This window comes from Acidimicrobiales bacterium, from assembly GCA_040219085.1.
Classification (GTDB): Bacteria; Actinomycetota; Acidimicrobiia; order Acidimicrobiales; family JAVJTC01; genus JAVJTC01.
Map to the genome: position 1 here is coordinate 42,778 of JAVJTC010000009.1, position 19,891 is coordinate 62,668.

At 67.7% G+C, this 19,891-nt stretch carries 18 protein-coding genes; 9 read left to right on the forward strand and 9 right to left on the reverse strand.

From position 1 onward, the window contains the following. Positions 1-39: 39 nt before the first annotated feature. A complete protein-coding gene (locus RIE08_03915; protein MEQ8716733.1) occupies positions 40-759 on the reverse strand; it encodes a TSUP family transporter in 720 nt (239 codons plus the stop codon). A gap of 3 nt (positions 760-762) precedes the next feature. After that, complete coding sequence (locus RIE08_03920) at positions 763-1,491, reverse strand: hypothetical protein (protein ID MEQ8716734.1); 729 nt, start codon at positions 1,489-1,491, stop codon at positions 763-765. A gap of 123 nt (positions 1,492-1,614) precedes the next feature. Here RIE08_03920 and RIE08_03925 point away from each other — a divergent pair, with 123 nt between their 5' ends. The 6 genes from RIE08_03925 to RIE08_03950 all read left to right on the forward strand — a co-directional run bounded on the left by RIE08_03925 (position 1,615) and on the right by RIE08_03950 (position 10,539). Beyond that, positions 1,615-2,544 carry a DMT family transporter gene (locus RIE08_03925; protein ID MEQ8716735.1) on the forward strand — a complete coding sequence of 310 codons (930 nt, stop codon included), beginning with the start codon at positions 1,615-1,617 and terminating at the stop codon, positions 2,542-2,544. Between the two features lie 75 nt (positions 2,545-2,619). Continuing rightward, a complete protein-coding gene (locus RIE08_03930) occupies positions 2,620-3,519 on the forward strand; it encodes a TIGR03620 family F420-dependent LLM class oxidoreductase (GenBank protein ID MEQ8716736.1) in 900 nt (299 codons plus the stop codon). Positions 3,520-3,561: 42 nt separating this feature from the next. Beyond that, positions 3,562-6,459 carry a hypothetical protein gene (locus RIE08_03935; protein ID MEQ8716737.1) on the forward strand — a complete coding sequence of 966 codons (2,898 nt, stop codon included), beginning with the start codon at positions 3,562-3,564 and terminating at the stop codon, positions 6,457-6,459. Between the two features lie 165 nt (positions 6,460-6,624). Beyond that, positions 6,625-7,848: a sugar ABC transporter substrate-binding protein gene (locus RIE08_03940; GenBank protein MEQ8716738.1), complete on the forward strand. Its 1,224-nt coding sequence runs from the start codon at positions 6,625-6,627 to the stop codon at positions 7,846-7,848. 118 nt (positions 7,849-7,966) lie between these two features. Next, on the forward strand, positions 7,967-8,974 hold the full coding sequence (locus RIE08_03945) for an ABC transporter permease (GenBank protein MEQ8716739.1): 1,008 nt from the start codon (positions 7,967-7,969) through the stop codon (positions 8,972-8,974). Beyond that, positions 8,971-10,539, forward strand: a complete 1,569-nt coding sequence (locus RIE08_03950; GenBank protein MEQ8716740.1) for a sugar ABC transporter ATP-binding protein — start codon at positions 8,971-8,973, stop codon at positions 10,537-10,539. Before RIE08_03945 ends, RIE08_03950 begins: the two co-directional genes overlap by 4 nt. A gap of 36 nt (positions 10,540-10,575) precedes the next feature. Here the strand turns inward: RIE08_03950 and RIE08_03955 are convergent, their stop codons facing one another. The 7 genes from RIE08_03955 to RIE08_03985 all read right to left on the reverse strand — a co-directional run bounded on the left by RIE08_03955 (position 10,576) and on the right by RIE08_03985 (position 16,793). Further along, positions 10,576-10,968, reverse strand: a complete 393-nt coding sequence (locus tag RIE08_03955) for a MaoC/PaaZ C-terminal domain-containing protein (protein MEQ8716741.1) — start codon at positions 10,966-10,968, stop codon at positions 10,576-10,578. Next, positions 10,968-11,414: a MaoC family dehydratase N-terminal domain-containing protein gene (locus RIE08_03960; GenBank protein ID MEQ8716742.1), complete on the reverse strand. Its 447-nt coding sequence runs from the start codon at positions 11,412-11,414 to the stop codon at positions 10,968-10,970. Before RIE08_03960 ends, RIE08_03955 begins: the two co-directional genes overlap by 1 nt. 65 nt (positions 11,415-11,479) lie before the next feature. Further along, positions 11,480-12,562: an LLM class flavin-dependent oxidoreductase gene (locus tag RIE08_03965; GenBank protein MEQ8716743.1), complete on the reverse strand. Its 1,083-nt coding sequence runs from the start codon at positions 12,560-12,562 to the stop codon at positions 11,480-11,482. 13 nt (positions 12,563-12,575) lie between these two features. Beyond that, the gene (locus tag RIE08_03970) at positions 12,576-14,135 is read right to left on the reverse strand and encodes a long-chain-fatty-acid--CoA ligase (protein ID MEQ8716744.1); all 1,560 of its coding nucleotides are present in this window, start codon (positions 14,133-14,135) and stop codon (positions 12,576-12,578) included. A gap of 91 nt (positions 14,136-14,226) precedes the next feature. Continuing rightward, positions 14,227-14,631, reverse strand: a complete 405-nt coding sequence (locus RIE08_03975; GenBank protein ID MEQ8716745.1) for a nuclear transport factor 2 family protein — start codon at positions 14,629-14,631, stop codon at positions 14,227-14,229. A gap of 56 nt (positions 14,632-14,687) precedes the next feature. After that, positions 14,688-15,500 carry an SDR family oxidoreductase gene (locus tag RIE08_03980; protein ID MEQ8716746.1) on the reverse strand — a complete coding sequence of 271 codons (813 nt, stop codon included), beginning with the start codon at positions 15,498-15,500 and terminating at the stop codon, positions 14,688-14,690. Positions 15,501-15,581: 81 nt separating this feature from the next. Next, complete coding sequence (locus RIE08_03985) at positions 15,582-16,793, reverse strand: cytochrome P450 (GenBank protein MEQ8716747.1); 1,212 nt, start codon at positions 16,791-16,793, stop codon at positions 15,582-15,584. Between the two features lie 184 nt (positions 16,794-16,977). Here RIE08_03985 and RIE08_03990 point away from each other — a divergent pair, with 184 nt between their 5' ends. From RIE08_03990 to RIE08_04000, 3 genes are read left to right on the forward strand one after another with little or no spacing between them, the layout of a single operon-like run. Beyond that, positions 16,978-18,108, forward strand: a complete 1,131-nt coding sequence (locus tag RIE08_03990) for an ABC transporter permease (GenBank protein MEQ8716748.1) — start codon at positions 16,978-16,980, stop codon at positions 18,106-18,108. Continuing rightward, positions 18,105-19,205: an ABC transporter permease gene (locus tag RIE08_03995; protein MEQ8716749.1), complete on the forward strand. Its 1,101-nt coding sequence runs from the start codon at positions 18,105-18,107 to the stop codon at positions 19,203-19,205. The genes RIE08_03990 and RIE08_03995 overlap by 4 nt, the downstream gene beginning before the upstream one ends. After that, positions 19,202-19,891, forward strand: coding sequence for an ABC transporter ATP-binding protein (locus RIE08_04000; protein ID MEQ8716750.1), 690 nt, complete (start codon positions 19,202-19,204; stop codon positions 19,889-19,891). Before RIE08_03995 ends, RIE08_04000 begins: the two co-directional genes overlap by 4 nt.

Genomic DNA, 19,891 nt, shown 5'->3' on the forward strand with positions numbered 1-19,891 from the left:
GCCGCGCCCGTGGTTTGCGACATCACCGCCCGCCGCGCCTCAATCCACCAGGACCCGGACCAACAAGATGGTCGCGGCGAGCGCTGACACGGCGAGCACGGCGGGACGGGTATGACCCCTGTCGATCAAGGGCCGCAACGGGCCGGAGAGGGCGAAGCCGGCCACCGCGGCGGGGACCACGAAGACGGCGAGTTCGAGATCCCGCGTTCCGAACTCGCCGGTCAGCGCCAACGTCGTCAACGACATCACCACGCCGATCACGAAGATGGCACCGAGAGTCGACCGCAGCTCGGGCCCGGAGCGGCCCTGCAGCACCAGGGCGATCGGCGGCCCGCCCACCGACGTGGTTGTCGACGAGAACCCGGCGACCGCACCGGCCCCGAACATGGTCCCCCGGTTCTCGACGATCGAGACTCCCGACGCCGACGCGACGACCGCGCTCAACACGATCGCGGCGAGGGCCAGCGACAGACCGCGGGTGGACAACACGGCGACGGCGAGCGCTCCGAGCACGGAACCCGGTACCCGACCCACGACGATCCAGCCGGCGCCGGAGATGTCGAGGGTGGTCCGCTCACGGATGGCTGCGAAGAGGGTGAGGAAGAACGCGGCGAGCAGCAACGGCCCCGGGACGAGGTCTGGCTCGAGTTGGATGACGACCGGAGCCGACACGACGTTCATCCCGAACCCGACCGACCCCTGCAGAACCGCCCCGACGAGGACGACCGCCATGACGGCGACCAACTCGCCGGTCGACATGGGTCAGGCTCGCCCGATCCGGGACTCCCGGCCGCTGCGCAGGTCGTCGAATCCCTGCAGGGTCACGCCGAGCACGGGCCCCATGACGAAGGGGTAGACGAGCGAGGCGAAGCCGTAGGGGCCGGCGAGTGCGACGCCGGCGGTGACGACCCCCACGTCGAGGGCCACGCGCGTCGCGACCCGTGACCGACCCCGGTCCCCCATCGCCGCCATGATCAACTCGTAGGGCCCGCCCGAGTCCGTCGCCTGGACGAACGCCGCGATCCCCGCTGCGATCGCCACGATTCCCACTGTCATGAACGCGACCTCAGCCGCAATGGAATCGGCGTCGTTGAGGAGATGCGTGAACAGGTCCACGGTGAGACCGTTGGCGATCACCCACGCGAGCGCAACCGGACCCGGCCGTCGACCGAGCGCGGCAGCGACGACGAAGAGCGCGCCTCCTACGATCCATCCCGCCTGGCCGTGGCTGACGTCGATCCGCTCCGAGAGTCCCAACAGCAGGACGTCGTAGGGCGGAACACCCCGGCCGGCCTTCACGAATGCAACGGCCCCGAGACCGACGAAGATCGCAGCGATCGCGGTCGCGGCGATCTGGCGGAGCGGAGAGACGACACGGCGACCGGCGGGCGCCACGGTGATGGCGGCCTGGCGGGTGATGACGACGAAGTCGGTCCAGCGGCGACGCGTCGGCCTGTCGAGGCCGGCTCGTTCTCGGCGGCGGGTACCCATCACAGTGCCGAGTATGCCGTCTGTCCCGGCGGCGACAACGTCGACCGGACGCGCAGCGGGGCCTCTCCACGACCACCTGGTGCACTCGGCCCGTAGGGTGATCGCGACGATCCGGAGACTGCCGTGAGCACCCCAGCCGACAGTGCCGCGCAACGCGGAACGACGACCCCCGGTGAGAGGTCCCGCCGCACCGGCGGCACCGCTCTCGGCGCGGCCGTCGCCGGTGTGGTCCTGTTCTCGACGGGCCCCGTGATCGTCGCCGACGCCGACCTCGAGGGGCTGGCCTTCGCCTTCTGGCGCCTGTGGACGGCGACCGTCGTCATGAACCTGATCCTCCTGGCCCGGAGGCGGCGCCTGGACCGGGCCGTGCTGGTGGCCACCGCCCCCGCCGGCCTGGCACTCGGGGTCAACATGGCCCTGTTCTTCTCCGCGGTCCAACAGACGAGCGTTGCGAACGCGACCCTCATCTCGGTGCTGTCGCCGATACCCCTGCTGATCGCGGGGCGCTTCGTCTTCGGCGAATCAGCCACCGGCCGTGACGTCGCGTGGATCCTCCTCGCCATCGCCGGGGCCGCGCTCGTGCTGCGCTCGTCCAACACAGAGGGGACCGGCGACCTCGGCGGCGACCTCCTCGCTCTCGGTTCGATGGTGGCTCTCGCCGTGTACTTCGCGGCCGGCAAGCGCGCCCGTCACACGGTGGACACCCTCGGGTTCATGGCAGGGCTGTTCGCGTGGGGGGCGATCATCATCACCCCCATCGCCGTGCTGTCCGGGCAGGCGCTCATCCCCGACGGCACCGGAGGCGAGACCTGGCTGCGGGTCGCGCTCGTCGTCGCACTCCCCGGCACCGGCCATGTTCTGACGAACTTCGCCCACAACGGCGTACCTCTCTCCGTCGTCGGGATCCTCCAGTTGGCCAATCCCGTGGGCGCCGCCCTGCTCGCATTCTGGCTACTCGACCAGCAGGTGGCCGCCCTGCAGGTGGTCGGCATGGTCATCGTGATCGGCGCCCTCGGCGTGTACACGTACCAGCGATCCGAGCGGGGCGCCTGAGCCGGCGACCGACATGAGATGATCGCCCCGGCTCCGGCGACGGTACGTCGGACGGAATCGGAGGAGTCGACCGCGATGACAGCGCTGATCGGTGCCGGAAAATGGGGAGTGTGGTTCGGCGGCTTCGACGCGCACCCGGCCACGACGTTGCGGTCGACCGCGCAGGAGCTCGAGAGGGCCGGCTGGGGCTGCCTGTGGATCCCCGAGTCCTCGGGGCGCGACGCCATGGTCACGGCCGCGATCCTGCTCGAGGCGACGTCGCAGCTCACCGTCGCGACGGGCATCGCCCAGATCCAGGCGCGACACCCGCTCACCACGGTTGCGGCCCAGCAGACACTCGCTGAGGCATCCGGCGGGCGGTTCCTGCTCGGCCTCGGCGTCAGCCATGCGCCGCTGGTCACCGGGGCGAGGTCCCTCCCCTACGACAAGCCCCTCGCGACGATGACGGCCTACCTCGAGGCGATGGAACAGGCGCCCTATCGCGGACCGAGGCCGGCGGCACCGAGCCCGCTCGTCCTCGCCGCCCTCGGACCTCGCATGGTGGAGCTCGCCGCGTCGCACGCCGACGGCGCCCACCCTTACCTCGTCACGCCGGACCACACCGCGAGCGCCCGGGAGATGCTGGGCCCCGGGCCGCTGCTCGCTCCCGAACAGACGGTGGTCATCGACGGCGATGCCCGCCACGCCCGTGACCTGGCCCGGCGTTGGCTGAGCACCTACCTCGGCCTACCCAACTACGCCAGGAACATCGTGCGCATGGGGTTCGGGGAGTCCGACCTGTCCGGTCCCAGCGACCGCCTCGTCGATGCCCTCGTCGCCCACGGCGACGTGGAGACGGTTGCCGCCCGCTGCCGCGCCCACCTCGAAGCGGGTGCCGATCACGTCGCCATCCAGGTCCTCGCGGACGCCGACCGCACGACGATCCCGGCTGAAGCCTGGAGCGCCCTGGCGACGACGCTCGACCTCGACACGTGACGAACGGGTCCGCGCACGTCAGCGGCTAGCCTCCGTGCGGAGATGTTCGGCGAGCGCGGTTCCACGCGCAACGGGGTGATGGTCATGGCTTGCAGACGCTGGTTCCGAGGCGCCGTCGCGGCAGCCGCAGTTGTCGCGGTCCTGGCTACGGCCACCTTCACCGCGGCCGGACCGGCGGCCGCCGACGACCCACCGACGTCGACGAGTGACTTCGTCCCCCTCGCCATCGAGGGCTTCGAACAGACCGTGGCGGGCCCCGGTGGACTCGTCCCGAATCCGGACGGAAGCTCGCTCAACGACTACATCTGGTCCTCGGCCGAGTTCGACGGGGCCCTCGTTGTCGGCACGGTCCGCGGCGTGCTCGATCTCTTCGACGACGACGGCCGCGGCGACCTCACCCGGTTCCGCGCGGAGATCTGGCGCTACGAGTGGGCCGGAAACGGCGGCGCAGAGGGGACCTGGACGAAGGTCCACGAGTCGCCGCTGCTCGCCGGGGCCATCCCGCGCGACTTCGGCTACCGCAACATGACCTCGTGTGGAGGCCGGCTCTACGTGGCGACCATCGGGGTCGCGCCCCGGATCCTCATGTCGAACGACGGCATCACGTTCGTCGAGGCGAGCCGTCGCGGCCTTCCGAGCGGCGACCTCGGCTTCCGCGGCCTCACCTGTCTGAACGGGTGGCTCATGACCTCCCCGCTCGGAACGACCGCCGACCCCGACATCGCCGCCAATCCGGTGATGCTCGCCAACCGGTTCCCGACGTTCGGCACCTGGCAGGAGATCAGCCTCCCCGGATTCGGCAACCCCGACAACCTCGGCGTGTTCGCCACGACCCTGTGGGACCGTGACGGCGACGGCCGCGACGACACCATCGTCGCCGGCACGATCAACCGCACCACCGGCGCGGAGGTGTGGGTCAACACGAGGCCGTGCGGCTTCTTCAGGTGCACCGGTGCCGTCGGAAGCTGGGAGAAGCTCCTCGACTACGGCGGCGGTCGACCCTTCGACCCGCCATGGTTGCGCAACGACGGGGAGTGGGGACCGGCCAACGCCGGCGTGGCCTGGATGGTCGAGTTCCAGGGCGACATCTACATGGGCATGGCCGAGTCCGGATTCTCCCCGACCGGCCTGAGCCTCGCGGAGATCATCGTCCTGCACCGCGACGGCACCTGGAACGTCGTGGCGGGTTACCCCCGCGCCGGATGGGAGGGAGTCACCAGCCCGGCGGACTTCTCGGCCTTCGCGACGTTCGGAGGCACGGCGTCGAGCTATGTGAACCTCCTGTCACTGGGCGGGGTACCGCAGTTCCTCACCGTGGGTCCGTCGGAGGCGATCCCCTATCCCCTCGTCGGCAACTCGTGCGACCCCGACGTCGACCCGGACAACCCCGACTGCCTTCCGACCAGCGACCGCGGTCCCGGCATGCTCCCCTTCTCCGACCCGGGCGGGCCGCCACCGTTCTTCGCCACCGGCGCCTACGACGGGACCATCGCAGGGCTCTACGGACTCTTCCTCGGGACATTCGGGGTGGACCTCGGTACCCCACCGACGAGCGGCGACGGCTGGGACGCCATCCACCCGCTGGCGCGGTCGATCGTGATGATCGAACTCATCTTGGACCAGCAGATCGCCAACTACATCTGGCAACTGGAGGCGCACGAAGACCGCCTCTACGTCACCTCGCTCGACACCTTCGTCGGCGACGGCTTCGAGATGTACTCCACCACCGGCGGCACCAGCCCGACATGGGACGTCGTGTTCACCGACGGCCTGGGTACCGGGGCCAACTACGGCGGTCGCAGTCTCCTCTCCACCGACTACGGGCTCGTCGTCGGTACGGCGAACCCATTCGGCGGCGAGGGACCCCGCGGCGGAGCAGAGGTGTGGCTCGGCACCTGCGCCGTCGACTCACCTCCCCTGGCGGACGCGGGTCCCGACCAGCAGTTCCCCGACGAGACGCAAGGGGCGCCTGTCAGCTTCGACCTGGCAGGCAGCGCAAGCGACGGGTTCTGCGGCTCGGTCGAAACCACCACGTGGTACGAGGGCGACTGTGCAGGCAGTCTCGACACCACCGTCGCCACGGACCTCGAGCCCACCGGCCTCGAGCGGACCGCCGGTGACCCGGTGGCGAGCTACGACTTCGCTCTCGTCGTCACCGACGACGAGTCCAACACGACCTGTGACGACATGACCGTCGCAATCGGCACGGCCTCGTTGCCGACGGTCACAATCGACGGGATCGCCGGCGGCAGCGGATGCGGCCTCGAGGCCTTCACGGGTGGCCAGATCCCCGCGCAGTGCGACGACGGACTACCCGAGTTCGCCGACTCCGACCTGGACAACGTGGTCGCGACAACACTGACCGCCGTGTGCGAAGACGGCGATGGCGGCGCAATCGCCTGCGTGTTCGACGAGACCGACCCGAACACCGAGATCGCCGCGACCTCAGGGACGCCGGTCGATTCGGCCGACATCGTCATCGACAACGTCGCCACCGCCCAGCCGCGCCCCGTGATCACGGTGACGACCACCGATCCGGTGACCGGATTCACCGCTTCGACGTCGCTTCAGATCGACACCGACAGGGTGAACGCGGAGCTCGGGGTCGTCGCCGAGATGACCGGAACGTCGGTACGTAGCGGCCTGTTCCGCTGGCGCGGCCAGGTCTCGGTGCTCATCGAAGACCGCGACGGCACACCGGTTTCGGGCGTCGAGGTCACCGTGGTCCAGGACGGGCTCTTCCAGACGGTCGACGCGACGGTGTGCACAACCGGATTCGATGGCCGGTGCTCGGTTGTCGTCGGTCCGTTCCTGGGCTCGACCGCATCCTTCACCGTCGGCGATCTGACCCTGCCGGGGTCCGCCGGTTTCCACCTCGATGGCATCGACGACACGGTGATCCTCGAACGTCCGCCGGGCCTCAGCGGGCTGTTCTCGTGAGTTGAAGGCACGCACCCCGGCAGGTCCCGGCACGGGACAGACCTGAGGGGGCGCGGCCTCATCGCGGGGAATTCAAACTAGCGTTTGGCTGGCTCAGGACGATTCTGAGCCTCTACAGTCTCTGAAGCTGTTTCACAGCATCCACCTAGGAGGGGGAATACCTCGATGAAGTCACGAACGCGTTCGCGCCTTTGGCGTCTGCTCGCACTACTACTGGTCTTCACAATGATCGCCGCTGCCTGCGGCGATGATGACGACGACACGTCCGCATCGGGCGACGACGGCACCTCATCGGATGACGGCGCATCGGGCGACGACGGCGCATCGGGCGACGACGGCGACATGATGGAGGCACCGGGCACCACGTTCGGTGACGACCAGACCCTCATCGATGCCGCTCTCAGCGCCACCGGCGAGGTCACCGAGGCCCCCAGCATCACCGTGGGCTACCTCCAGTGGGTGTACGCCGACGAAGCCGGCAAGCGCATCGAGGACGCCGCCAAGGACGCCGTCGACTTCTTCGGATGGGGCTTCGAGACCTGCGACGCAGGTGGCGACCCCGCTCAGATGCCCATCTGCGGAAACCAGCTGCTGGACAAGGGCATCGACGTGATGCTCACCGACGGCATCCCCGAGGCCTTCATCACCGACATCATCGAGCGGGCCGAATCCGAAGGTGTCCCCATCTTCTCGGCCGGCGGCGAGGTCGACCCCCGTGACAACTACCTGCAGGGTCTTGCCTCCGACGACACCGACCTGGGACGCCAGCTGGCGCTGTGGGTCGCCGAGGAGTTCCCCGACGGGGCTCGCATGCTCGTGCAGACCTTCCCGGCCGCGTGGAGCGACAAGCGCATCAACGGCCTCAACGAGGCCATCGACAACGGTGCGAACATCGAGATCGTCGACACCTGGGAAGCCGACCCGACCAACATGGTCGACGGCACCGCCCAGGACGTGACGAACAAGATCACCCAGTTCGGCGACATCGACGTCGTGTGGATCAACTTCTCCGTGGCCTCCATCGGCGCCGCCCAGGCGATCGGCGCCATCGACGAGGCGGACCGTCCCGCTCTGGTGACGTTCTACGCCAACCCCGGCACCCTCACCGACATCCGTGAGGGTCGTCTGACCGCGGCGGTCGACGAGAAGCTCGAGTGGCAGAGCTGGGGCAACGTGGACGCCGTCGCACAGCTCCTCGCCCGCGACGAGCAGCCTTCCCAGGAGCGGGCACCGGACTACGGCGGGCTGAACTTCTCGTCCCGTCAGGTCATCACGGCCGACAACCTCCCGCCCGAGGGCGAGATCGTCCCGGCGCCGCCGCCAGGCAGCTACGAGGACTTCTTCAAGACCAAATGGTGCAACGAGTTCACCGGCGTCGCCGGTTGCTGATCGGAGTCCCGAAGGACAGCGGACTCTGAGCTTCTGAGGGCCGGCGGTGGCGGATGCCACTGCCGGCCCTTTTCTTCTGTAACCTCATGCCGCCACAAGGGGTGGCACTGGAGGGGGAATGAGCGACATCTCGGCAGACGCGCCGTCCAACGTGCAGGCGACGCGCGCCCGATTCGACCTGATCGACTTCATGTCACGCTTCGGGGTGATCGTCACGCTGCTCGGCTGCGTGGTCTTCTTCTCGACGCAGGACGACCGGTTCCTGTCGATGGCGAACATGCGGACGACACTCGCCATCGGTTCACCGTTGCTGATCCTGGCCCTGGGGCTCACGGTCGTTCTTGCGATGGGCGACTTCGACCTGTCCATCGCGGGTATGTCGTCGGCGGCGGGAGCAACCGTCGTCGTGCTCATCGTCAACCACGGCTGGGGGTGGGGCTGGGCGGTGCTGGTCGCGGTCGGATTCGGCATCATCGCCGGAGCCATCAACGGCTACCTCGTGGCGTACATAGGCACCCCGTCGTTCATCACGACACTGGCGACGGGAATCGTTCTGGCCGGTATCCAGGTGACGCTCACCGACAACCGCTTCATCACCGGCGCGGGCGAGATGGCCGACTCGTACCGTGATCTCGGTGTCGGCAAGCCGGAACCGCTGACGGAGTTCTCCTCGCCCGTATGGATAGCCGCCGGGCTCGCGATCATCTTGTGGCTGTTCCTCGCCAAGACCGAGGTCGGCCGCTACATGTACGCGATCGGCGGCAACCAGGAGGCGGCCCGCCTGGCCGGCATCCGGGTGAAGCTGCTCCGGGCCGCCGGCTTCGTCGTAGTGAGCCTCACCGCGGTCATCGCCGCCGTCGTCGAGACGGCCCGGACCGCATCGACCATCCCGAACTCGGCCGACTCGCTGTTGCTACCCGCCTTCGCAGCAGCCTTTCTCGGCGCAGCAGCGTCGCGGCGCGGGCAGTTCAACGTCTGGGGCACGGTCCTCGGCGTGATCTTCCTGAAGGTCGTCGACTCGGGACTCACGTTCATGGGATACGAGCAGGACATCCAGAACATCGCGCAGGGATCCATCCTCGTCGGCGCCATGTTGCTGAGCCGGCTGGGGGCCAGCCGCCGATGACGACGGTGGAGGAGTCGCCCGCGGCGTCGCAACACGGCACGCCGTTCCTCGAGATCGCCGGACTCTCGAAGTCATACCCCGGTGTGAAGGCCGTCCAGAACGTGGACCTGACCTTCGTCACCGGGGAGACCGTCGGCCTGGTCGGCAAGAACGGCGCCGGCAAGAGCACGCTCATCAAGATGATCGCCGCGGCGGTGCGCCCCGACGAGGGGACCATGCACCTCGACGGCAAGGTCCTCGACCTCCACCAGCCCGTGCAGGCAACGCGTGCCGGCCTCGCATTCGTACACCAGGACCTCTACGACGTGCCCGACCTGTCGGTCGCGGAGAACGTCATGCTCGGTCTGGGATTCCCCCGCCGCTTCGGTGGCCTCATCGACTGGCCCGAGCTCTACAGCCAGGCCCGGGCGGTGATCAACGACCTCGAGGTCGATATCGACCCGAAGACGGCCGTCGGGAGCCTCTCGGTCGCGCAGCAACGCCTCGTGATGATCGCCCGTGGGCTGGCTCAGAAGGCCCGCCTTCTCGTTCTCGACGAGCCCAGCGCCTCGCTCACCGACGAGGAGATCGACCATCTCTTCGCCGTCGTACGCCGCCTCCGAGAGCGCGGGATCGCCGTCATCTACGTGTCGCACCGACTCGAGGAGATCTTCGAACTCACCGAGCGGGTCGTCGTCATGCGGGACGGCAGGGTTGTCGCCGACGAACGGACCGAGGATCTCGACCGCCGCAGCCTCATCACCCACATCACGGGCCAGGAGAACGCCCAGTCGGCGCGTGAGCGGCGTGAGAGCCGTGGTATCGGCGGGCGGCCTGACACCAAGGTCGTCCTCGAGGTGACCGACATCGCCACCAACACAGGGGTCGAGGGGTGCTCGTTCGACCTGCGCGCGGGAGAGATCCTGGGGATCGGGGGCCTGGTGGGCGCAGGGCGCACGGAGCTGGTCCGGGCGATCTTCGGCGCCGACCGTCACACTCGCGGCACCATCGCCGTGCACGGTCGCCAGGTGAAGATCACCAGCCCGGTGGATGCGATGCACGCCGGGTTGGCGCTTCTGCCTGAGGATCGCAAGACCCAGGGAAACGTGATGGACTTCTCGATCCGCCACAACATCACTCTGGCGTCACTCCCCAAGCACCGGCTCATGCCCAACGTCGCCGCCCCCTCACCGGCGTCCGAGCGCAAGGAGGCGCGCAGGATCATCGAGCGCCTCGACGTCGCCACCCCCACGGACACCAAAGAGGTCCGGCTCCTGTCCGGCGGCAACCAGCAGAAGGTCGTCATCGGCCGCTGGATGTCCCAGGGAGCCGACATCTTGATCTTCGACGAGCCCACCCACGGCGTAGACGTCGGCGGCAAGGACGAGATCTACGAGGTGATCGAGGAACTCGCCACGCAGGGCAAGGCGATCATCCTGATCTCATCGGAGTTCAACGAGCTGGTCGGCATCTGCCACCGCGTCATCGCCATGCACGAGGGCCGTTTCGTCGGCGAGGTCGAAGGCGACGCCGTCACCGAACAGGCCATCATCGAGCTCTGCTACGGACACACCGACGACGCCTGAGCGCTCGGCACGCCCATCCTCGCAAGCCTGTGGAAGTCAGGTCATCTGGACGACGGCGGTGCCGGCGACGACGGGATGATCGCCATCTCGGGCGAGCCAGACGTCGCAGGTGACGAGGTCTCCCTCGACGGCGGTGACCTTGCCGCCGGCTACCACGCGGTCACCCGCGAAGACGTTGTCGAGGAACCGCACCTTCATGTTGCGGACCTTGTCGTCACCACCGGCCCATGCGGCGAGCATCGAACCGATGTAGGCCCAGTTGTTCGGACCCTGGTTGACGGCCTTGTCTCCCATACCGAGCTTCTTCACGACCTCGACGTCCCAGTGGATGGGATTCGGGTCCTGCAGCAGAGCGGCCATCGTCTTCATCTTCTCGGTGTCGACCGGGTCGATCACCAGCTCCGGGATCTCATCACCGACAGCGACCATCAGTCGTCCCTCCTCGGGAACACGAACGCGTTTGTTGACACACCGGCCACCTCACCCGACGAGTCGACGACATCGAGCACGAAGGTGACGATGTCGAAGACGCCGGCCTTACGGCCCTCCTTGCGCTTGATCTCGGTGATCCTCCCCTTGACCGAGTAGGTCTCGCCGAGGCGGAAGGGCTTGCGGATGTCGATCTCGGCCTCGCCGAACATCACACCACTGTCAGCGGTGGCATCGACGAGTTGAAACAGGCCGTCGATGCTGACTCCCATGCCGGCGATGGCCGCGTAGTAGCAGAACATCGGCAGCGCCACGCCGTCGACGGCCGGCGTGGCACCCACGACGTCGCGGGTCAGCCAGTCCTTGTAGTCCTCGAGCTCGTAGGTGCCGCCGGGTAGCTCATGGCCCACCATCGTGTTGAGCTCGTCGAGGTCGGGTATGGGCACGTGTGGTGTCCTCTCTCGTCTTCGTGTCTGGTCAGTGGCTGATCGGATCGCACCGCCGGGAGGCGCTACCAGCGACACGCCTCGGGGATCGCCGGATGCGTCGGGGCCGGGTACTTGGCGTGCAGCGGCTGCACGACCTCCTCGCCGAAGCGGAGGATCTGCTCGCGGGTGGCCTCGAACGACGGTCCGGACACCATCCGGAAACGGATCGTGAAGTAATCCACGCCGAGCTCGGTGTGATACTGCTCGAGCCGCTCACGACACTGCTCGGGCGTGCCGACGATGATGTGCGGACGAGCCGAGTCCGCAGTGATCTTCTCGGGCGAGTCGAACTCGGGGTGATGGGCCAGGATCCCCTGCCGGCAGTAGAAACGCATCTCGTCCACGTAGTGCGTGCCGAACTGGGCGGCCGCGTCCTCGAAGGAGTCCGCCACCCAGCCGTTGCGCATGAGGACGATGAAAGGCTCCTTGCCCTCCTCCTGCGCTGTGCGGCGGTAGGCCCCGGCCTGCTCCTCCCACACCGCGGGCAGGATCGGGAAGTCGTCGCAGGTCCAGGACTCCGCGTAGCGGCCGCAGCGGGCGATGGACTTCGGGAACTGACCGCCACCCCAGAACGGGAAGCGGGGCTGCTGATAGGAGTTGGGCGTCAGCAACCCGTCGCGGACCTCGTGGAAGTCCGAACTCCAGTCGAAGCGCTCACCCTTGGACGCGAGCGCCTTCTCGATGAGCTCGACACCGTCGAGAAAGCGGCCGAGCATCCGTTCGGAGGGCACACCGAACTGGCCCCAGTAGCCGTCGTGGTAGCCCCGGCCCCAGGTCATGTAGAGGCGGCCCTTGGAGATGTTGTCGATCAGCGCACACTGCTCGGCCACGTGCATGGGGTGGTAGAGCGTGTTCACGAGGCAGTACGAACCGAGTGCGACCCGTTCGGTCTCGTGGGCGAGGATCATCAAGAGGTTGAGGGGCGAACCGAAGTACGACTCGGTACGTCCGTGACGGTCCGGGACCTGGATCGAGTGGAACCCGGCCTGTTCGGCCAGGATCCCCTCGGTGATCATCGCGTCGAGAGTCGCAGAGGCGTTCTCGGGCGTCGGCAGGGGCTGGTCGTACCCACCGGCGTTCGTGTCGATGAGGTAGCCGATGCGCATGCGACAGCCCCTCTCAGACCTGTCGCTCGTTGTCTTCCCAGTACGGCGCCCGCAGATCCCGCTTGAGGATCTTGCCGGTGGGCGCCTTGGGGAGCGAGTCGATGAACTCGACGGAGCGGGGCTTCTGGTACGACGCGAGGTTCTCGCGGGCCGTGTCGATGATCTCCTGCTCGGTCGCCTCGGTCCCCGGCTTCAACACGACGTAGGCCTTGACCGACTCACCCCACTCGTCGTCGGGGATCCCGATGACGGCCACCTCGAGGACATTGGGATGCTTCGAGATGGCCTCCTCGACCTGCACGGAGTAGATGTTCTCGCCCCCGGAGATGATCATGTCCTTGGCCCGGTCCACGATGAAGACGTAACGCTCCTCGTCCATGGTGGCCATGTCCCCCGTCCACATCCAGCCGTCCTTGATCGTCTCGGCCGTGAGGTCCGGGCGGCGGAAGTAACCGACCATGTTGGCCTCGGACTTCACGATGATCTCGCCGGCCGTCTCGCCGTCGCAGGGGACGTCGTTGCCCTCGGGGTCCACGACGCGCACCGAGCTTATGAAGCCCTCCCGGCCACACGACTTGAGGCGCTCGGGGTGGTAGTCGTCGCCGATCGCCCGGATGTGGTCCTCCTGGGACAGGAAGCACATGGTCGTGCCCTCGGTCTGGCCGTAGCCCTGGATGAGGGTGCACGGGAACTTGTCCAACGCCTCGGCGATCACCCGCGACGGCATCGGCCCACCGCCGTACTGGATGTTGCGCAGGCTCGAGATGTCGTAGTCGTCGAAGTTCTCGACGGCCATCATCCAGTTGAGCATCGTCGTCACACCCAGGAACGCGGAGACCTTCTCCTTCTCGATGAGCTCCATCGCGAGCTTCGCGTCGAAGTTCATGAGCACGAGCGGGCAGCCGTGCGCGAGGTAGTTGATGGCCAACACGACCGGGATGTGGAACATCTGGCCGGTCAACATGTAGACGTCGCTGGGGACGATCCGTTCGGCCACGGTCTGGTTGAGCATGCCGTGGAACACCGAGTTGTGCGTGTGCAGCGCGCCCTTGGACTCGCCGGTCGTGCCGCCGGTGTACAAGATGAACAGCGGGTCGTCGCCACCGAGCTCGGCGGAGCCGGCGGGCTCCGCGTCGGAGGCCCGTTCGATCATGGCCTCGTAGCTGCCGTCGCCACCTTCGCCGTAGCTGATCCAGTGCTCGACGCACTCCACCTGGGTCATGATCTCGTCGGCCACCCCGACGAACTGCCCCTGGGTGATGAAGACCTTCGGCTCGGCGCCGTTGATGATCCTCGCGAGCTCGGGCGCGGAGAGCCGCCAGTTCAGCGGCTGGGTGATGAGCCCGCACCGTCCGGCGGCGAAGTACAGGGCCGCGTACTCCACGGAGTTCTGGCTCAGGATGCCGACGCGGTCACCACGCTCGAGGCCGAGCGCCATGAGCCCGTTGGCCAGACGACGCACGTGCTCGTCGAGCTGCGCGAAAGTCACCCGGGTCCCGGTGGTCGCGTCGATGATCGCCTCGTTGTCCGGCGTCTGGCGGGCCCACTTGGCCGGGATCATCCCGATGTTCATCCTGAGTCTCCTGTCGTGTCGTACGGGGAACACGCGGCGGGGCGGCGTGACCTGGAGGCCACGACCACCCCGGCACGGGGTCGGGCCTGTCTCAGTAGGGGAGATCGAGAAGCAGGTGACGCTTCTTGAGCTTCCACTCGCCGTCGACGAGGACGACGTCGTCGGTGTATACGCCGCTCGAGATGACGGTGAGTGCACCGTCCTTGACCGTGATGAGGGTGAGATACGAGACGGTCGTCGCAGATGTCTCGGTCTCGTTCTGGAAGAAGATGTTGGTGACGACGTGACGACGCTGGTCGTCCTGGTCCTCGAGCGAACCCTCGAAGAGACCGTTGATGGTCTCGCGGCCCTCGAAGATCATCGGATCGTTGCCCGTGATCACGAGCTCGAAGACGCCGTCGTCCACGAACATGTTCAGCAGGAAGTCGAGGTCGGGCGTGTCGTACGCGACCCCGGCACGGTTGAGAAGTTCGGTGATGGCTTGCTTGTCGGCCATTGTGATGTGTCTCCTGTCGGAAGGGCTTGCTGGTGGACCTGATGGGTGAAGGTGGCTCAGATGATGCCGAGGTCGCTCGCCTGGCCACGCCATGCGAGTGAGCCACCGTCGATGAGGTAGTAGGCGCCGTTGATGAAGCTCGCCTCGGGGCTGGCCAGGAAGCAGACGAGTTCTGCGACCTCCTCAGGCCTGCCCAGGCGGGGGATCAAGGCGGTCCCGATGAGCGCCTTCTCGAACGCTTCGGGATCGTCGGACTGCTTGACGAACTCGGTGACCATCTCCGTGGCGATCGCCGTGGGCCCGTAGCAGTTGACGCGGATGCCGTACTTCGCCAGATCCACCGCGGCGTTCTGGGTCTGGAGGCGGATCCCGCCCTTGGAGGTGCCGTAGGCCGAGTTCATCGGGTAGCCGGACTGCGCACCGGTCGACGCCGCGTTGACGACGGCCGCGTTGTCACTCTCCTTGAGATAGGGCACCGCGAACTTCGTGCAGACCCAGGGGGCGATGGCGTTGATCTCGACGACCTTGCGGAACACGTCGATCGGCATGTTCTCGACATCGCACTGATCGGGCGGCGCGAACATCGTCTCGTGCACGCCGGCGTTGTTGTGCAGGACGTCGATACCGCCGAAGGCATCCGCGGCGGCGGCCATCAGCGCCTCCACCTGGGTGGCGTCGGTCACGTCGCAGTGCTGGTACACGGCTTCACCGCCGGCCTCGCGGATCGACGCCGCGACACCCTCGCCCTTGTCGTCGTTCAGGTCTGAGACGACGACCTTGGCACCCTTGGCCGCGGCGACGCGGGCGGTGGCCTCTCCGATTCCCGTCGCGCTGCCGGTGATGACGAAGCGCAGTCCTTCAACGCCCATGGTTCTCTCCCTGTGGTCGGCGATCTGATCGTTGGTTCCCCAGCGGTCGCATTGTGACGGCGCGCCGGGCCCCGATGGGCTTCACGCCGATGCGGGCGTGAAGGTGAGCGGCATCGACACCGGCGCGCGGGTAAAGACCCCCACGGGCGTCGGCGGTCCGCCGGCGAAGGCGATGTTCTCCATCGCGTCGAGCAGCCGGTTGGTGCCGATCTCGACCTCGGTCTTCGACAACATCGCGCCGATGCAGAAGTGGCGGCCGAGCGCGAAGGCCGTGTGGTTGGCGGCGGCGGAGAAGGCCTTGGCGACGTCGAGGTCGTCGCGGTGGATGTCGAAACGGTCGGGGTCGGTGTACACGTCGGGGTCCCGGTTGGCGGCTGCGATGAGGCTGGTGATCGTCGAGCCCTCCGCAATGGTCACGCCGCCGATCTCGACGTCTTCAGCCGCCTGGCGCATGATCATCTGGACCGGCGGTGAGTGTCGCAGCGTCTCGGCGAACGCCGCCTCGATCAGCGACCGGTCCTCCCGCACCGCGGCGAGCTGGTCAGGGTTGGCGACGAGGTTCATGAACATGTTCGCCATGGCCTTGTCGGTGGTCTCGCCCCCGGCCACCAGCAACAACGAGACGAAGGCCTTGATGTCGACGTCGGACAGCTGCTCACCGTCGACCTCGGCGGTGCACAGCGTGGAGAGGAGATCGTCGCCGGGGTTCTCACGCCGCTGCGCGATGATCGGCAACATGTAGTCCTGGAGTTCCTCCTTCGTGGCCAGGCCCTGCGCCGTCACGTCGGGGTCCTGGGTCAGGTTGGACAGGAACGCCATGATCGAGTGGTACCAACGGTTGAATCGGTCGTGGTCGGACTTGTCGAGGCCCAACATGTCGACGATCACGTTGATGGGGAACCGGACCGTGAACTGGTCGACGAGGTCGACCTTCCCGTCCATGGCGAACCCTTCGATCAGATCCACGGCGTTCTTGTCGATCACCGGTACGAAGTGATCCCGCAGCTCCCCACCGCGGAACGCGGGGGCGATGAGGTTGCGGGTGACCGAGTGCTCGCGACCCTCCATCTGCAGGATGGTCCGACCGTGCACCGGCTCGAGCTGCCACGCGTAGTTGTCGGAGTTGAACTCCTTCGTCTTGAAGGAGCGGGCGACGTCGTCGAAGCGCGACAGAATCCAGCACTGCATGCCTTCGTGCCAGGTGACCGGATGGTTGCGCCGAAGCTCGTGGAGCAGCGGGTTCGGATCGGCCGCGAACGCGGGCGACAAGATGTCCGGCGCAACGTCTGCCATGTGGTGTGACCCCCCGTCACCAACCGGTCGTTTGGTGTACCGGACGGTACCAGTCGCCTCCGACCCCCTCAAGGTCGTGCCGCTCGGCTCGCCGGCCGCCCGCACCGCTTGGTATTCTGAGCGGTGAAGACGACCGCGCCCCGCGGCGGCGACCCGAGCCCCCACCCCCACGGATCCTCGACCGATGTTCCTCGCGCTGAGAGAGATGGCACGGGCCAAGGTCCGGTTCGGACTCCTCGTGGCGGCCCTCGGACTGCTCGTGTTCCTCATCCTGTTCCAGCAGTCGCTGCGCGACGGGCTGATCTCGTCGTTCATCGGCGCTGTCGAGAACCAGAATGCCCCGGTTCTCGTGTATTCGCTGGACGGACAGCGCGTCATCCAGGGCAGCGTCATGACGGCCGAGTTGGAGTCCCTCGTCGAGACGACCCCGGGCGTCGGCGCGGCCGCACGGGTCGGCCAGGGGACCTTCACCGGCGTTCCCGACGGCGGCGACGAGCGCTTCGACACCACGATCATCGGCTACGAGGCCTCCGTTGGGCTCGGTGCCCCCGAGACGCTCGTCACGGGCCGCCTCCCCGCCGCGCCGGGTGAGGCCGTGGCGAGCGAGGCCTCCGCGCCCGACGGCTTCGACGTCGGTGACAGCGTGACGATCCTGCCCGGCGGCACCCGCGTGACGATCGTGGGGCTCGCACGCAACGCACAGCTCAACGCCTCGCCGACACTGTTCACCCACTACGACACGTGGGTCGACGTCACCACCTCGGTCAATCCCGACGCAGGCACCCCGGTGCCCAACATCATGGCCGTCTCCCCCGCCGAGGGGGTGAGTCCCGACGCCCTCGTCGAGGCGATCAACGAGCGTTCGCCGGACCTCGACGCCCTCACGCGGTCCGATGCAGCAGCCGAGACCCCGGGCGTGTCGCAGGTCCAGCAGTCCTTCTCGATCATCTTCGGGCTCTACGGACTCGTCGTACCGTGCATCACCGGGCTGTTCTTCCTCATCGTCACCTTCCAGAAAGCCGGCGCCCTGACCCTTCTGCGGGCGATCGGCGCACCGGCCCACCGCCTGGTCACGTCGCTGTTGATCCAGGTCACGATCATCGTCGTGAGCGGCTACGCGCTCGGCACGCTCCTCTACACGCCACTGTCGAGGCGGCGCATCGGCGGGATACAGCTGTCCTTCGAAACCGCGGCGGTGGTCGGCTGGGCGATAGCTCTGACCGTCCTGGCCCTCGTCAGCGCGGCGTTCGCAGCCCGGCGGGTCCTGCGGATAGACCCGATCGAGGCCACCACCGGCGCGGGAGTCGGGACATGAAGCTCGCACTGCGAGAACTCGTCCGCCGTCCCGGGCGTTTCGTGACCGCCACGGTCGTTCTGACCCTCGTCGCCATGTTGCTGGTCTTCCTCGGCGGTCTGCTCGACGGTCTGCTCCGATCGTCCACCGGCGCGCTACGCGCCCAGGACGCCGACGCGATCGTCTACTCCGACGCGGCGGAGGCGTCCCTGGTGCGCAGTCGCGTGGACCCCGGCATCCGCCTGCTGGTGGAGGAGCTCGACGGCGTCACCGAGGTGGGCGGACTCGGCCTCGTTCAACTCGGGGCCCGCGTCCCCGGCAACGGTCCCCGTGATCTCGCCGACGTCGCCCTGTTCGGCTACGAACTGCAACCCGACGGAGTCCCACCCGCCCCGGCCGAAGGGCAGGCGTGGGCCGACGAGATCCTGCAGGCCGACGGCGTCGAGGTGGGGATGACGCTGCTGCTCGGCCCGGCCCGGTCGCCCGTGGAGGTGATCGGCTTCGTGTCCGACACCAGCTTCAGCGGACAGGGCGGCCTGTGGGCCTCACCGTCGACGTGGCGGTCGATCCTGGCCGACAACCGCCCCGACGCGCAGTTGGCCGAGGGCGTCTACCAGGCCCTGGTGGTCCGTGGAGAGGGCGACCTGCCCACGCTCATCGACGAGATGACGGCAGGCGCCACCGACAGCTACACGATCGCCGACGCGGTCAACGCGATTCCCGGTGTGAGTGAACAGAGGTCGGTCTTCAACCAGATCATCGGCGTCACCGTCGTGATCGCCCTCGTGGTGATCGCGCTGTTCTTCGCGCTCCTCACCGTCGAACGCACGGCCCTGTACGGGGTTCTCAAGGCGCTGGGGGCGCGTTCATCGACCATCTTCGCGGGCCTGGTGATCCAGGCCCTGGCCGTCACCCTGGTCGCCGCGACGGTGGCCGGCGCGGCCGCCCTGGCACTCGATGCCGCCATCGGACCGGGCTCCATTCCCCTCGACGTCACCGTCTCGCGACTGGTGACGAGCATCGTCCTTCTCGTCATCGCCGCCGTCGCCGGGTGCGGGTTCTCCCTGCGCCGCGTGCTGCGCGTCGACCCCGCCTCAGCGATCGGAACGACATCGTGACCACCTCCGCGGCTCCCGCCCTGCGTCTCAGCGACGTGCGCAAGACCTACCCGATGGGTGACGGCTCCGAGGTGGTCGCCCTCGACCACGCCACGCTGACGGTGGCCGCGGACGAGATGGTCGCGCTCGTCGGGCCCTCGGGTTCGGGAAAGACGACGTTGTGTTCGATCGCCGGGGGCATCCTCTCCCCCACCGAAGGCAGCGTCGAGGTCGCCGGCGAGGACATCTCCGGATACGGGGACCGCGCGCTGACCCGCTTCCGGCAGGAATCGGTCGGCTTCGTATTCCAGTCTGTGAATCTCGTCCCATTCCTCAACGCCCGCGAGAACCTCCTCGTCGTCGACGAACTCGGCCGCCGCACCGGTCGTGCGGCGCGCGAACGGGCCGATCAACTCCTCGAGGAACTCGGGCTCAGCGACCGGGCACGCAACCTGCCCTCACAGCTGTCCGGCGGGCAACGTCAGCGGGTGGCCATCGGGCGGGCCCTGATGAACGACCCCAGCCTCGTTCTCTTCGACGAACCGACGTCCTCGCTCGACACCAGCCTCGGCGAGCAGGTCATGGAACTGATCCGCGACGAGATGCGCAGCCGTGGCATCGCCGCCATCGTGGTGACCCATGACGAGCGCATCACCGGTTACTGCGACCGCACCGTGAACATCGTCGACGGTCGTCTCGCCGCCTGA